Origin of the sequence: Agrobacterium sp. NPDC090283, assembly GCF_044769685.1 — a bacterium.
Lineage (GTDB): Bacteria > Pseudomonadota > Alphaproteobacteria > Rhizobiales > Rhizobiaceae > Agrobacterium.
Map to the genome: position 1 here is coordinate 284340 of NZ_JBIVYG010000004.1, position 14160 is coordinate 298499.

Sequence of the window (14160 nt, forward strand, 5' to 3'; positions counted from 1 at the left end):
AGAGTGTAAGCTTTCCGCCGTTCTTGTAACTGGACGCCCCGCAAAACCTGCCTCATCCTCTCCACCTTCGCAAGTTCAGGGGAGTGGCATGATGCTGCGCGTGCTAATGCTTGCAATGACCGGGCTGATCGCCTGTGCGGGAGCCGCCTTTTCCCAGACGGCGAGCCGGCCTCCCGTCAGCCAGTGCCAGGCGATCGCCAGCAACATTCCCGGCGTCATGTTCGCGAGCTTCAATCCGCCAGGTGTTCAGCTGGCCCAGGCCGCGGCAAAGGAAGAGGTGAAGATCAGCTTCATCGGCCATTCCACCTATCTGATCGAAAGCCCCGGCGGTGTGACCATCGCCACGGACTATAACGGCGTCTATCGACCTCCCGTCACGCCAACTGTCGTGACGATGAACCGGGCGCATTCGACGCATTTCACCCTCAACCCGGACCCGGCCATTCAATATGTGCTGCATGGCTGGAGCGATACGCCAGGAGAAAAGGCCGAGCACAAGGTTCTGGTGGGCGATGTCTATATCCGTAATGTCGCAACCGATATCCGCAACCGCTGGGGTGATTACGAGTCGTTTCAGGAAAATGGCAATTCCATCTTCATCTTCGAGGTTGCCGGACTATGCATCGGTCATCTCGGCCATCTGCATCACGAACTGACGGATACACATTATGCCGAGATCGGCCGTCTGGATGTGCTGATGGTGCCGGTGGATGGCGGTCTGACCATGGGCGCCGACAGCATGAGCCGGGTGGTCAAGCGCCTGCGCTCCGCATTGATCCTGCCGATGCACCGAACCGGCCCGCCGCTGGAACAGTTTCTCACGATGTTCGGCGAAAGTTTCCGCATTGCCTATGCCACCGATCCGGTGATCCGGGTTTCGATGCGAAACCTTCCCCGCCAACCGCAGATATTGGTGCCGAAAGGCATGTAGCAGGCGGCGGGCGAGGAAGGCCGGGGGAGCCGTTTCTCAGGCGAAGGTGAGATGCTGGCGGACGCCGACATCGGGCGTTTTGTCATCCGACATGTTCGCCTTGGCGATTTCCCAGCCGAATTTGAGCGTGCTGTCCGTGGAAGCCCAGATATCGGCGTCATCGACATGCAGCGCCAGCATGGTCAGTTGCGGATCGCTTTTGCCATGTTCGTACCAGGCCGCCGTGACCGAGTTCCAATATTCGTCGATCTTGGTTTTGTCGTCGCGCGCTTCGAGGATGCCCGAAAGGCAGGCGTGGTAGTCATGATCCTTGCCCACCACGCAGAAATGCGCCCGGGAACCGGATTTCAGCGATTTCACCAGATCGGTGTCTTTTTTGGAGAAAAACCAGATGGTATTGGTCTTGGGGTCAGCATGAGGCGCCATGGGCTGCATGTGGTTGTGCAATCCTTCCAGCCCAAGCATGCCGGCATGGACGGAATTGATCTCGTCCCAGAGCTGGCGGGCCGGTGCTTCTCTTGCTTCAGTCAGGCTGACCATATGTTTTCTCCTTCCGGTCTCGTGCTGCGACGGAGGAAAAGATGCCCTGTTCCGCCGCGTTCATGATCAGAACGAAGAGCGGATAAATCAGTTCCTTCTGTTGTTGCGGCAAGAGAAAGCGCTTGCGGGGTTGAATGGCGCGGCTATCGCACTTATAAGGCCCGCAATCTCCAAATTACGACAATCAGGTTTTCCATGGCTGGTCATTCACAGTTCAAGAATATCATGCACCGCAAGGGCAAGCAGGACTCCGTGCGGTCCAAAATGTTTTCCAAGCTTGCGCGCGAAATCACCGTTGCGGCAAAGACGGGCATGCCCGACCCGAACATGAACCCGCGCCTGCGTCTGGCGATCCAGAACGCCAAGGCCCAGTCCATGCCGAAGGACAATATCGAGCGCGCGATCAAGAAGGCGTCGGGCGCCGATGGCGAAAACTATGACGAAGTCCGCTACGAGGGTTACGGCCCGGGCGGCGTTGCCGTCATCGTCGAGGCCCTGACGGACAACCGCAACCGCACAGCCTCCAACGTGCGCTCCATCTTCACCAAGGCCGGCGGCGCTCTCGGCGAAACCGGTTCTGTCTCCTTCTCCTTCGACCGCGTCGGCGAAATCTCCTACAAGGCTGAAGTCGGCGATGCCGACAAGGTCATGGAAGCCGCCATCGAGGCCGGTGCCGACGATGTCGAATCCAGCGAAGACGGCCACACCATCATCTGCGGTTTCGAAGCGATGAACGAGGTTTCCAAGGCGCTGGAAGGCGTGCTGGGCGAAGCCGAAAGCGTCAAGGCCATCTGGAAGGCCCAGAACACGGTGCCGGTGGATGAAGAAAAGGCGCAGTCGCTGATGAAGCTCATCGACAATCTCGAAGACGATGACGACGTGCAGAACGTCTATTCCAACTTCGAAGTGTCCGAAGAAATTCTCGCCAAGCTTTCCGCCTGACGTCTCATGTTTCAAAAAAGCCCCGGCAGCGATCCGCTCCGGGGCTTTTTGTTTAGGCGGCCTTCTTTATGGAGGTTCGGACGTCGGCAAAAATCTCGACCGACCGCAGCCTTTTTTCGATATCGTGGATCGGCATGGAAACGATCAGCTCATCCGCCTGCGTTTCCGCCAGGAAACCGTCGAGATGGCGTTGGATCGTCTCAGGTGAGCCGACGGCGGCGAAACGCAATGTGTGTTCGACAGAGAAACGCTCCATCTCGTTCCAGTAATCGTCCATGTTATGCACCGGCTTCGGAAACTGCGTGCGCACATTGCGGCGCAGGTTGACGAATTGCTGCTGCGAGGAGGTGAAGAGATGCTGCGCCTCTTCGTCCGTATCGGCGCCGACGCCCATCACCCCCACCATGACATAGGGCTTGTCCAGCACCTCGGAAGGCTGGAAGCGTTCTCGATAGATATGGATCGCCTCCATCAGCATGTCAGGGGCAAAATGCGAGGCAAAGGAATAAGGCAGACCGAGGGCTGCGGCGAGATGCGCACTGTAGGTGCTGGAGCCGAGCAGCCAGAGCGGGACATTGGAATTCATGCCCGGCACGGCGAGAATGGCCTGATCCTGTTGCGGCGGGCCGAGATAGCGCTGGAGTTCGACGATATCGTGCGGGAAATTTTCCGCGCCGGCATCGAGATTGCGGCGCAACGCCCGCGCCGTGCGCATGTCGGTTCCGGGAGCGCGACCGAGACCGAGATCGACACGACCGGGAAGGAGTGCGGCAAGTGTGCCGAACTGCTCGGCGATGACGAGCGGGGAGTGGTTGGGCAGCATGATGCCGCCGGAACCGACGCGAATATGTTTCGTGGCCGCGCCCACATGGGCAATGACGAGTGATGTTGCAGCACTGGCAATGCCCGGCATGCCGTGGTGCTCCGCCAGCCAGATGCGGTTATAGCCGTGTTCTTCGGCCTTGATCGCCATTCGGCGGGAATTTTCAAGCGCCTCGCTGACGCTCTCGCCTTCACCGATGGGTGAAAGGTCGAGAATGGAAAAGGGGATCATCCGACGCTCCTGCAGAGTTTAAGTCTTTGCTGCGGATGTAAGGCGCGTGTCCCGATTTACCAGAGAAGTCGCGCAGAATTGAAGGATGGTTCAAAAAAATTGGGGCCTCCGGAGAGGCCCCTGTCTTTCTTGACTGAGCCGCCTCAGCCCGCCCGCCGGAATTGCCGGCTTTCGTGACGCCCCGCCGCGGTTTCCGAAGCCAGTACGAACTGTCCGAGCCTGCCATCCATTTCACCCGCTTCGGAAGCGAGATTGTGAATCGCGGCCGTCGTTTCTTCCACCATGGCGGCATTCTGCTGGGTCATGGTGTCGAGGCTGGTGACGGTGCTGTTGATTTCCGAAAGCGTGTGCGCTTCCTCGCGGGTAGACTCCATGATCTCTTCGATACGCGTGCTGATGGTCTGCACATGCTTACCGATGCCGCTCAGCGAAGCACCCGCCTTTTCCACCAGCGCCACGCCTGCGGAAACCTCGTCGGTGGAGCGCTTCAGAAGGCTGGTGATTTCTTTCGCGGCGGCTGCCGAACGCTGCGCCAGTTCGCGCACTTCCTGCGCCACAACGGCAAAACCCTTGCCGGCGTCGCCCGCGCGGGCGGCCTCGACACCCGCATTCAAGGCAAGGAGGTTGGTCTGGAAGGCGATTTCATCGATGACGCCGATGATCTGGTTGATCTGACGCGACGAGGTCTGGATTGCCTCCATGGCGGCGATGGTCTGCTCCATCACGCGGCTCGATGCCGTTGCCTCCGTGCTGGCGTCCCGGGCAATCCGCGTTGCCTGTTCGGCGCGTTCGATCTGGTCGCGGACGGCTTCGGTAATCGCCTTGATGGCGCTTGCCGTTTCGGTGATGGAAGCCGCCTGCCGCTCTGTGCGTTCCGCCAGCTGGTCAGCGCCCACCCGCATCTCCTCGGAGCCGCCACGAACGGCGGCGGAGTTGCCGCCAATCGCTTCCATGGTCTCGCTGAGCCGGGCAAGCGCGGTATTGAAATTGTGGCGCAGGCTTTCGAGATCGTCAGGAAAAACGGTCTCTATGCGATAGGCGAGATTGCCGTTCGCCAGCCGGTCCAGCCCCTCATCCAGGGAACGCACGACCATCTGCAGCGTGCCGGCCTCGGCCTCCCGTTCCGCAAGATGGGCGCGCCGCGCCGTTTCGGCTTCTTCCCGCGTGCGCGATGCGGTCTCCTCCATGTCCCGCTGCAGGATGAGTTTTTCACGGAAGCTGCCGAGCGCGCGCGCCATGCGGCCAATCTCGTCCCTGCGGTCCTGATTGCCGATTTCGGCATCGAGACGCCCGGCCGCCACTTCGCCGGTCAGGCCGGCAAGTTTTTCCAGCGGGGCGAAAAGGCGCCGTGCGAAAAAGGCCGTCGCAGCACACATGGCGGCGAGAACGCAGAGGCCGATCACGGCAAGCGTGCCGGCGATCGAGATGGAGCCGGCATTCAACTCGCTGCGCAGCATGCTTTCCACCGCGAGATATTTTTCCCCGGCGAAGGAGAAGGGGCGGGCATAGGCATTGGCTTCGCCATCCGCGCGGTCGATCTTGGCGACGGTCATGCCCGTCGCATTCAGAGCCGCGCCATGGAAACCGTAGATGGCCGGCTCAAGGCTGACCAACCTTTCGCCCTCAACGCCGAGAACCTTGCCATCGGCGGAGATGATCGCGGATTGTTCGGAACTGCCGGCCGTCACACCCTTGGTGAGAATCTGGCTGAAGACGCCTTCCTTGACCCGGAAGAGAACGATGCCCTTGAACGCGCCGAACTTGACGACCGGAACGCCGAAATAAATGCTAGCCTCTTTCGTGGCGGCATCGATGCGCAGGCCGGAGAAGCTGGTCTGCGCCACATCGTTCACGGCCTTTTCGGCATTCGCGGCACCGCGTGCGAAGGCCGCGCCGAGGCCGCTTTCCGCCCAGGCGCTGCCGGTGACGGTTTCCCCGAAAGCCGATCCTTTAAGATAGGAGTAATAGACCGTGCCGGCCGGATCGATGAAGAGAACGTCGCTGAACGGCGTTCCCTGCAGATAACCGCCAATATCCGTCTGGGTCTTCTCATGGGTCGAATAATAAAAGCCGCTCGGGCTTTCCGGCTTGATCAGCTTTTCCCTGTCGCCGAAGGGGTTTTCCTTGACGAAGACGCGCTGCAGTTCCGCCTTCGCGTCGCCGGAATTCTTCTGCACGGTGGCCCAGCCGCTGCGCATGGAGACGACAGCCATCTGCAGGGCTTCGATCTTGGCGATGGAGTCCGCCTGCACCTTCAGCTGTTCAAGACGTTCCTGGAGCATGTCGCCGCGGAAGACGAGAATGCTTTCCATGGATTTCGACGCCTGTTCCTCGAGAACGCCGCTGCTGCTCTGATAACCGAGAAGTGTCAGAGCCCCGGTCGAGATCGCCATCAGCGCCAGGAAAATCACCAGCACCTTGGTGGATATAGAATGAAAACGGTTCAGCATGGCCGATGCAGCCCCCAATGCCGGATCAGTTCCCACGCCATGCACGGATGGCGCCATCGGACGGCTGATATGGCGAAACTATCGTGCTGCGGATCATCATGTCCGCAGCTCCCCTTTTTGATTTTGCGAGAACAATGCGGCACGCGGTTTAAGCAGAGGTAAATGCTGCACTGCAAATTTGATGAATGTTGTCGTTTTGTTCACTTATCGCTGGCAGGGTCGCAACCGGAAAGATAAGGTGCCTCATGCAAAAGACGATTCGAATCATCGGCATTGACCCGGGATTAAGGCGCACCGGCTGGGGGGTGATCGACACCCTCGGCAACAGCCTGCGTTTTGTCGCCTCCGGCACGGTGACGTCGGATGGCGATATGGATCTCGCCTCCCGCCTGTGCCAGCTGCATGACGGGCTGGCGGATATCGTGCACAGCCATCAGCCTGACGAAGCGGCGGTGGAACAGACCTTCGTGAACAAGGATGCGGTTGCGACCCTGAAACTCGGTCAGGCGCGCGGCATCGCCATGCTGGTTCCGGCGCGCGCCGGGTTGCCGGTCTTTGAATATGCACCGAACGCGGTGAAGAAAGCCGTGATAGGCGTCGGGCACGGCGAAAAGCAGCAAATTCACATGATGCTGAAAATCCTGATGCCGAAGGCCGAATTCAAGGGTAACGATGCGGCGGATGCGCTCGCCATCGCAATCTGTCACGCCCATAATCGCGGCGGCGACAGGATGCGGCGACTGCTGGCGGCCGGTTGAATATTTAAAGTCTCATTGCAGCGGGCGGCATCATGATCGGAAAACTGAAAGGCAGCATCGAGGAAATCGGCGCGGATTACGTGCTGGTGGATGTGCACGGCGTCTGTTACGTCGCCTATTGTTCGGCGCGCACGCTGTCGAAAATCGGCTCCGTCGGGGAGGCGGTGGTGCTGTTCATCGAGACCTATGTGCGCGAGGACCAGCTGAAGCTCTTCGGTTTTCTCTCGGCGCTGGAGCGGGAATGGTTCAACCTGTTGCAGAGCGTGCAGGGCGTGGGCTCGAAAGTGGCCTTGGCCGTTCTTTCCACGCTGTCGCCCTCCGAACTGGCCAATGCCATCGCGCTTCAGGACAAGGTGATGATTTCGCGGGCGCCAGGCGTCGGGCCGAAGGTGGCGGTGCGTCTTGTGACCGAGCTTCGCAACAAGGCGCCTGCCTTTGCCGGAGAGGCTTCCGCCTCGATCGGCCTCAAGCAGGAGCTTGGCGAAGGCGTTGCATCCGCGCCGGTGGCGGATGCCGTTTCCGCGCTCACCAATCTCGGCTATTCGCGTGACCAGGCCGCCAATGCGGTTGCCGCCGCATTGAAGAACGGCGGAGAGGGCGGCGACAGCGCCAAGCTGATCCGGCTGGGTTTGAAGGAGCTTTCGCGTTAGTTGCCGAGGGTGAATTTTCTTACTAGATTATAGACAGTAAGAAAAAAGTGAGGTCGTAAGAAAATGGGTATCACGACGATGACCTCCAAAGGTCAGTTGACCATACCGAAGGAAATCCGGGACGAGCTGAAACTTACCCCGGGGACGCGTTTCTACGTTACGATACGCAACGGGCAAGTTGTGGCTGTTCCGAAAAATAAAAAGCTTGCGGATTTGGCCGGCATACTCGGCAAGCCGCCGAATGGCGCCCGACTGTCGTTAGAAGCGATGGACGAGGCAATCATGGACGCCGTTTCCGAAGATGATGAGCGGATCAGGCGGGAATGGTCTGAAGGCGACCGATGATCGGTATCGATACAAATGTGTTGATGCGCTTTTTGGTCAATGATGATGACCCGCAAAATGCAATCGCCAGACGCTTCCTTTCCGAACGGACGGCCGATGATCCTGCGTATATTAGCGCCGTAACGCTTGCAGAAACTGTCTGGATTTTACGGAAACGCCTGAATTTTCCGGCGGCGGATGTGCGTGATACGGTGAAGGCGCTGCTTGAGGCCGAAGGGCTGGTTGTTGAACATACCGAGGAGTTGGACGCGCTTCTCAATGACCATAAAAGCCCGAAAGCCGATATTGCCGACTATCTGGTATTCTGGTGCGGCGCCAGGGCAGGATGCCGCTCGACTGTTACTTTCGATAGAACCGCAGCAAAAGACATACCCGGAATGGAACTTCTGACATGAGCGATGCGGCAAGGCTGATTACCCCCGAAAAGCGCGGTGAGGACATCGACACCACCCTGCGCCCGCAATCGCTGGACGATTTTACCGGCCAGGCGGAGGCCCGCGCCAATCTCAAGGTATTTATCGAGGCGGCCAAGAACCGTGGCGAAGCGCTGGATCACGTGTTGTTCGTCGGCCCGCCCGGTCTCGGCAAGACCACGCTGGCGCAGATCATGGCCAAGGAACTTGGCGTCAACTTCAAATCCACCTCCGGCCCCGTCATCGCCAAGGCGGGCGATCTCGCCGCACTTTTAACCAACCTCGAGGAGCGCGACGTGCTCTTCATCGATGAAATCCACCGCCTCAATCCGGCGGTGGAAGAAATTCTCTATCCGGCAATGGAGGATTTCCAGCTCGACCTCATCATCGGCGAAGGACCGGCGGCGCGCTCGGTGAAGATCGATCTTTCCAAATTCACCCTTGTGGCCGCGACCACCCGTCTTGGGCTTTTGACGACGCCGCTGCGGGACCGTTTCGGCATTCCCGTCCGGTTGGCTTTCTACACGGTCGATGAGCTGGAACTCATCGTCCGGCGCGGCGCGCGGCTGATGGGGCTGAACATGACCGACGAGGGCGCGCGCGAGGTGGCAAGGCGTGCCCGCGGCACGCCGCGTATCGCCGGACGGCTATTGCGCCGCGTGCGCGATTTCGCCGAGGTGGCGCGGGCGGAAGCCGTGACCCGTGAGATCGCCGACGAGGCTTTGACGCGGCTTCTGGTCGACAAAATGGGCCTCGACCAGCTCGACATGCGTTATCTGACCATGATCGCGGTCAATTTCGGCGGAGGCCCGGTTGGCATCGAAACCATCGCCGCCGGCCTTTCGGAACCGCGCGATGCGATCGAGGATATTATCGAACCCTATATGATCCAGCAGGGCTTCATCCAGCGCACGCCGCGCGGCCGCATTCTGACCGGCACGGCCTGGAAACATCTGGGCATGCAGCCGCCGAAGGATATCGAGGCGGCGCAGTTCCGGCTGACGCTGGAGGAGGATTGAGGGAACAAGCCCGGTGCGTTGGCATTTGATCGTCTTTGGCACGGAGATGATCATGTCGGTGTATCGCAAGGGCACGAAGGTCCGGTGGAACTGGGGCAGTGGCACCGGTGAAGGTAAAATCGTCGAGACTTTCACGGATGATGTCGAACGCATCATTTCCGGCTCCACCATAAAGCGGAAAGCGAGTAGGCGGGAGCCTGCCTATCTGATCGAACAGGAAGACGGCGCGAAGGTTCTGAAAAGCAGATCGGAGCTTGAGCGCGTCGATTGAACGACGCCGTCCTTCGGCGGCAATGGAGGAACCTTCATGTCTTACGATCCGCTGCGGGTCTTCCGCAAACTCGCGCGCAACAACCGGCTGGCCAATTTTCGGCTGCATCAGGCCTGTCTTCAGCTTTCGCAGGACGCGTTCGTCGCCTCCCGTGTCAGTTTCTTTCCGACGCTGCGCGCGACGCTGAACCACATCTACACCGTCGACCGGTTTTATATCGATGCCCTGCAGAGCGGCACACTCGGCCTTGCGGCTTTTGCGGAAGAGGAGCCTTTCGCCACCATGGCGGATCTGCGTGTCGCCCAGACGGAATTGGACGAGGTGCTGATCGCATTTGTCGACAGTCTCGATGAAGACGGCCTCGCCGCCGCCGTCAATATCCATCGCGGCGCGCGCATCCAGCAGGATCGCTGCGACGATGTTCTGTCGCATCTCTTCCAGCACCAGACGCATCATCGCGGGCAGGCGCATGCGATGTTGTCCGGCACCGCAGTCAAGCCACCGCAACTGGATGAATTCATTGTGGGAGATGACGCAAAGGCGAGAAAAGACGCGATGGATGCGTTAGGATGGACGGAGACCGATTTGATGTTTCCAGCCCGCAGGCCAGCACCATGACACACGATACCAAGCAGGACACCCGCATCCGCATCAAGTTCAAGCCGAAGCGCATTTTCCAGATGCGGGTGGCGGGACTGGTGTTTCGCGATGGTCACGTGCTGGTGCATCGGGCGTCGCATGAAAAATTCTGGACCTTTCCGGGTGGCCGTGCCGAAATGGGCGAACGCTCCGAAGAAACGCTGGCGCGCGAAATGGTGGAAGAGCTTGGCGTCGAGGCCAGGGTCGGGCGGCTTTTATGGGCGGTCGAAAATTTTTTCCATTATGAAGGCAAGGACTGGCACGAGCTCGGATTTTATTACCTGATGGACCTGCCGGAGACGCTGGCTTTTCATCCGACCGATATCATTCACCGCGTTCAGGACGGCGACAACGAACTGGAGTTCCGCTGGGTTGCGGCGACGCGGCAGGCATTGACGGAGCTTGATATTCCGCCCTATTTCATCGCCGACGAAATAGAGCACCTGCCGAAGGCCACGAGACACCTCGTCTGGCATGACGGCGATCTGGACGATAAATGACCTCTGCCCCTGAACGCCACATGATCCGGCTGGACCGGAAACCGCAGCTTTTCAGCATGCGCGTGGCGGCGCTGATCTTTCAGAACGGTCATGTTCTTGTCCAGCGCGCCGCGAAGGACAGTTACTGGGCCTTGCCCGGCGGGCGGGCCGAAATCGGCGAGAGTTCGCAGGAAACCATTATCCGCGAGATCGGCGAGGAGCTTGACCGGGATTGTTCGGTCGAGCGTCTACTCTGGTCGGCCGAAAATTTTTTCGCCTATGACGATTTTGCGGCGCATGAGCTCGGATTTTATTATCTCGTTTCGCTTCGCCAGCCCCTGCCGTTCCATGAAAGCGATATCGTGCATCGGGTGCTGGATGGCGTCGAAGTGGAGTTCCGCTGGTTGCCCGCGCAGCCTTCCGCGCTTCTGAAGAGCGATCTGAGGCCCCGTTTCATCGCGGAGCGTATCGAGGCGCTGCCGCAACGGCATGAGCATCTTATCGTCCGCGAAGGACGTTCCGATGTAGCCGCAATTCTCAAGGAGACAATATGAGCGAGCTTGTGGTTTCGCTTTCGGGTGAGCTTATCGAACATGGCCACCGCCTCACACAGCGCGTCTATTACGAGGATACGGATTTTTCCGGCCTCGTTTATCACGCCCGCTATCTGCATTTTCTCGAACGCGGCCGAACCGACTACCTGCGCTGCCTCGGCTGCGAACAAAGCGCGCTTCTGACCGCTGACGAGGAAGGTCTGGTCTTCGTCGTGCATCGCATGGAGATCGATTTCAAAAGCCCGGCGCGGATGGATGACGTCTTGACGATCACCACCATCACCGAGAAAGCCGGCGGCGCGAAAATGGTGCTCAATCAGGAAATCCGGCGCGGCGAAACCTTGCTGGTCGCCGCCAAGGTCATCATCGCCGTCATCAACGCCAATGGTCGCCCGAGGCGGCTTCCGGAGACGGTCGCGGAAAAATTCCTGAAGTAATTGGCGGCCGCATCCAGTAAATCCATCCGGCGTGGCCCTGCTGTAACACTCCTTTAACCATAATGGTGTCTTACTTTAGCAACTGGCATTTGTGCGGCGCACGCCTTCCTTTCACCAAATTTATTGGCAAGTAAGGCTTACTGGCAAGTATCGGGGTATGGCTAAGGGGTTGGCGGCTGTTGCCGCAGGACTTCGAGCGTTAACACGCGTTTGAATCGCCCGGTCCCGTACCGGGCGTTTGGATTCGGGGATTGGATATTTATGGAACAGGCAGGTTTGGCAGCGGCGACGCACGATGTAAGTCTCTGGGCACTGTTTATGCAGGCGGGCCTCATCGTGAAGCTCGTGATGATCGGACTTATCGCCGCCTCGGTCTGGACGTGGGCGATCGTCTTCGACAAATATGTGAGCTTCGGCAAGGCAAGACGCCAGTTCGACCAGTTCGAACAGGTCTTCTGGTCGGGCCAGTCGCTCGAAGAGCTTTATCGCACGCTGGCGGAACGCCAGAATGGCGGTCTTGCGGCAATTTTCGTTTCCGCCATGCGCGAATGGAAGAAATCCTTCGAGCGCGGCGCACGCTCGCCCATCGGTCTGCAGATGCGTATCGACCGGGCGATGGACGTGACCATGGCGCGTGAAAGCGAACAATACGAGGCGCGCCTCGGTTCGCTCGCCACCATTGGTTCGGCCGGTCCCTTCATCGGCCTCTTCGGTACGGTTGTGGGTATCATGACCTCGTTCCAGGCGATCGCCGGTTCGAAGTCCACCAACCTTGCGGTCGTGGCGCCGGGTATCGCCGAAGCGCTTCTGGCAACGGCCATCGGCCTTGTCGCGGCTATCCCCGCGGTTATCGCCTACAACAAGTTCACGGCCGACGCGCACAAGCTTTCCGCCCGCATGGAAGGTTTCGCCGACGAGTTCTCCGCGATCCTGTCGCGCCAGATCGATGAAAAACTTCAGACGCGGCAGGCCGCCCAGTAAGCGGCCGCATGCTGTGCAGTAATTTGCCGCAAGGCAAAATGGAGTAGATGGTATGGGTATGTCAGCAGGTGGCAGCGGCGGCGGTTCCGGTGGACGCCGGGGGCGCGGCGGACGGCGCAGGGGCGGGGCGATCAGCGAGATCAACGTGACGCCGCTGGTCGACGTCATGCTCGTGTTGCTTATCATCTTCATGGTGGCCGCGCCGATGATGACGGTCGGCGTGCCGATCGATCTGCCGCAGACATCCGCCAATGCGCTGAATTCGGATACACAGCCGATCACGATTTCCGTTAATGCCAATGGCCAGATCCATTTGCAGGAAACAGAAATCCAGGCGGCCGAAGTGGCCGACAAGCTGCAGGCGATCGCCACGACAGGTTATAACGAGCGTATCTTCGTGCGCGCGGATTCCGTTGCCGCTTACGGCGTCGTTGCCGATGTGATGGCGCGTATCCAGGCGGCGGGCTTCAAGAATATCGGCCTTGTGACCCAGCAGAAACAGGACAATTGACGTAAAACGATGAAGGGCAGCCTTACCACATCCGCGATCGTGCATGCGTCGCTTCTGGCTTTCGCCCTCGTTTCCCTGGGCTCGCCGGAGCCGCTTGACGTGTCGCAGGCCGAAGCCCTGCCTGTGGAACTGGTGCCCATCGAGGAGCTGAGCCAGATCCAGCAGGGCGACAAGAACGCGCCGAAAGCGGAGAAGTCAGCCCCGGTCCCGACCACGCGGCCGGATATTGTCGAAAACGCCCAGAATGTCGGCAACAACACAGCCGATATCGAAGCGCCGCCGACCCCGACCACCAAGCCCAATGACAATCTCAGCGCGGCCGCTCCGCCAAAGCAGGAAAAGCCGCAACCCGTCGTCGACACCAAGGCGAATGAGGTAAAGGAAATCGTCAAGGAAGAGACCTCGGCTCCGAAGCCGCAGGAAATGGCCGCCTTGCCGCAGACCAAGCCCGAGATCGCGCCGCAGCCGAAGACGGAACCGCCGCCGCAGGAGACCAAGGCCGAAGAGCCGCCACCCGCGCAGCAGGAGCCGGCCGAAATCCCCGTGCCGCAGAACGTGCCGCGTCCGAATTCCCGTCCCGAGCCGCCAAAGCCGGAAGAGCCGAAGCAGGCTGAGACCAAGCCTGCCGAGCAGAAGCCCGCGGAAAAACCGGCCGAGACCAAGCCCGATCAGGCGAAGTCCACGGACAAGCCTTCCGACAAGAAGCCCGGCGAGAAGAAGCAGGAGACTGCGAAATCGGCTTCCTCGAAGGAAAGCGACTTCAACGCTGACGATATCGCCGCGCTTTTGAACAAGCAGGCGCCCTCGGGCGGCGGCGCCAAGCGCTCCACCCAGCAGGCCTCGCTTGGCGGCAAGAAGACGACGGGCGGTTCGACGCTCAGCCAGACGGAAATGGATGCGCTGCGCGGTGCGATCCAGAAGAACTGGCAAATCATCCCCGGCATGGCGGATGCCTCGGACGTTCGCGTCCGGGTCACCATGAAGCTCGACCGTGATGGAACCATCATCGGTCGGCCCGAGATCGAGGCGACCGGCGGTTCCGAAGGGACGCGTCGTGCTCTTTCCGGCGGAGCCTATCGCGCCATCATGCGTTCTGCTCCGTTCACCAACCTTCCTGCCGACAAATATGACGCATGGAACGAAGTTGTCGTGAACTTCGATCCCAGTGAATTGCTATGAATGCTGA

General features: G+C 59.8%; 18 protein-coding genes. 15 read left to right on the forward strand and 3 right to left on the reverse strand.

The window, feature by feature from the left end; all coding sequences use genetic code 11:
- Window positions 1-88 precede the first annotated feature (88 nt).
- The gene (locus ACIQUH_RS08675) at window positions 89-931 is read left to right on the forward strand and encodes an MBL fold metallo-hydrolase (protein ID WP_400813738.1); all 843 of its coding nucleotides are present in this window, start codon (window positions 89-91) and stop codon (window positions 929-931) included.
- Between the two features lie 36 nt (window positions 932-967).
- On the opposite strand, the gene ACIQUH_RS08680 is transcribed toward ACIQUH_RS08675, so the two are convergent.
- Window positions 968-1471 (reverse strand): pyridoxamine 5'-phosphate oxidase family protein, encoded by a 504-nt coding sequence (locus ACIQUH_RS08680; protein ID WP_031234299.1) that lies wholly within the window; start codon window positions 1469-1471, stop codon window positions 968-970.
- Window positions 1472-1666: 195 nt separating this feature from the next.
- Here ACIQUH_RS08680 and ACIQUH_RS08685 point away from each other — a divergent pair, with 195 nt between their 5' ends.
- On the forward strand, window positions 1667-2413 hold the full coding sequence (locus tag ACIQUH_RS08685; protein ID WP_400813741.1) for a YebC/PmpR family DNA-binding transcriptional regulator: 747 nt from the start codon (window positions 1667-1669) through the stop codon (window positions 2411-2413).
- A gap of 52 nt (window positions 2414-2465) precedes the next feature.
- Here ACIQUH_RS08685 and ACIQUH_RS08690 read toward each other — a convergent pair whose 3' ends face one another.
- Window positions 2466-3467 (reverse strand): LLM class flavin-dependent oxidoreductase, encoded by a 1002-nt coding sequence (locus ACIQUH_RS08690; protein WP_400813744.1) that lies wholly within the window; start codon window positions 3465-3467, stop codon window positions 2466-2468.
- A 143-nt stretch (window positions 3468-3610) separates the two neighbouring features.
- Window positions 3611-5917: a methyl-accepting chemotaxis protein gene (locus ACIQUH_RS08695; protein WP_400813746.1), complete on the reverse strand. Its 2307-nt coding sequence runs from the start codon at window positions 5915-5917 to the stop codon at window positions 3611-3613.
- A gap of 245 nt (window positions 5918-6162) precedes the next feature.
- Here ACIQUH_RS08695 and ruvC point away from each other — a divergent pair, with 245 nt between their 5' ends.
- The 13 genes from ruvC (at window position 6163) to ACIQUH_RS08760 (ending at window position 14153) form a co-directional block, all read left to right on the forward strand.
- Window positions 6163-6675 (forward strand): crossover junction endodeoxyribonuclease RuvC, encoded by a 513-nt coding sequence (gene ruvC / locus ACIQUH_RS08700; protein ID WP_003523217.1) that lies wholly within the window; start codon window positions 6163-6165, stop codon window positions 6673-6675.
- A gap of 32 nt (window positions 6676-6707) precedes the next feature.
- Window positions 6708-7325: a Holliday junction branch migration protein RuvA gene (gene ruvA, locus ACIQUH_RS08705; RefSeq protein WP_003506224.1), complete on the forward strand. Its 618-nt coding sequence runs from the start codon at window positions 6708-6710 to the stop codon at window positions 7323-7325.
- A gap of 63 nt (window positions 7326-7388) precedes the next feature.
- On the forward strand, window positions 7389-7670 hold the full coding sequence (locus tag ACIQUH_RS08710; RefSeq protein WP_400813749.1) for an AbrB/MazE/SpoVT family DNA-binding domain-containing protein: 282 nt from the start codon (window positions 7389-7391) through the stop codon (window positions 7668-7670).
- Window positions 7667-8065, forward strand: a complete 399-nt coding sequence (locus tag ACIQUH_RS08715) for a PIN domain-containing protein (protein ID WP_400813751.1) — start codon at window positions 7667-7669, stop codon at window positions 8063-8065. Before ACIQUH_RS08710 ends, ACIQUH_RS08715 begins: the two co-directional genes overlap by 4 nt.
- Window positions 8062-9102 (forward strand): Holliday junction branch migration DNA helicase RuvB, encoded by a 1041-nt coding sequence (ruvB, locus tag ACIQUH_RS08720; RefSeq protein ID WP_003523226.1) that lies wholly within the window; start codon window positions 8062-8064, stop codon window positions 9100-9102. Before ACIQUH_RS08715 ends, ruvB begins: the two co-directional genes overlap by 4 nt.
- A 52-nt stretch (window positions 9103-9154) precedes the next feature.
- On the forward strand, window positions 9155-9373 hold the full coding sequence (locus ACIQUH_RS08725; RefSeq protein WP_400813755.1) for a DUF2945 domain-containing protein: 219 nt from the start codon (window positions 9155-9157) through the stop codon (window positions 9371-9373).
- 36 nt (window positions 9374-9409) lie between these two features.
- Window positions 9410-9991, forward strand: a complete 582-nt coding sequence (locus ACIQUH_RS08730; RefSeq protein WP_400813757.1) for a DinB family protein — start codon at window positions 9410-9412, stop codon at window positions 9989-9991.
- A complete protein-coding gene (locus ACIQUH_RS08735; protein ID WP_400813759.1) occupies window positions 9988-10512 on the forward strand; it encodes an NUDIX hydrolase in 525 nt (174 codons plus the stop codon). Before ACIQUH_RS08730 ends, ACIQUH_RS08735 begins: the two co-directional genes overlap by 4 nt.
- Window positions 10509-11045 carry an NUDIX hydrolase gene (locus ACIQUH_RS08740; RefSeq protein ID WP_400813761.1) on the forward strand — a complete coding sequence of 179 codons (537 nt, stop codon included), beginning with the start codon at window positions 10509-10511 and terminating at the stop codon, window positions 11043-11045. The genes ACIQUH_RS08735 and ACIQUH_RS08740 overlap by 4 nt, the downstream gene beginning before the upstream one ends.
- On the forward strand, window positions 11042-11482 hold the full coding sequence (gene ybgC / locus ACIQUH_RS08745) for a tol-pal system-associated acyl-CoA thioesterase (protein ID WP_065656478.1): 441 nt from the start codon (window positions 11042-11044) through the stop codon (window positions 11480-11482). The genes ACIQUH_RS08740 and ybgC overlap by 4 nt, the downstream gene beginning before the upstream one ends.
- 261 nt (window positions 11483-11743) lie before the next feature.
- Entirely contained in the window at window positions 11744-12463 is a 720-nt protein-coding gene (gene tolQ, locus ACIQUH_RS08750; protein WP_003523238.1) for a protein TolQ, read from the forward strand.
- 52 nt (window positions 12464-12515) lie between these two features.
- On the forward strand, window positions 12516-12974 hold the full coding sequence (tolR, locus tag ACIQUH_RS08755) for a protein TolR (protein ID WP_003523240.1): 459 nt from the start codon (window positions 12516-12518) through the stop codon (window positions 12972-12974).
- Window positions 12975-12983: 9 nt separating this feature from the next.
- Window positions 12984-14153, forward strand: a complete 1170-nt coding sequence (locus ACIQUH_RS08760) for a hypothetical protein (protein ID WP_400813765.1) — start codon at window positions 12984-12986, stop codon at window positions 14151-14153.
- Window positions 14154-14160 lie beyond the last annotated feature (7 nt).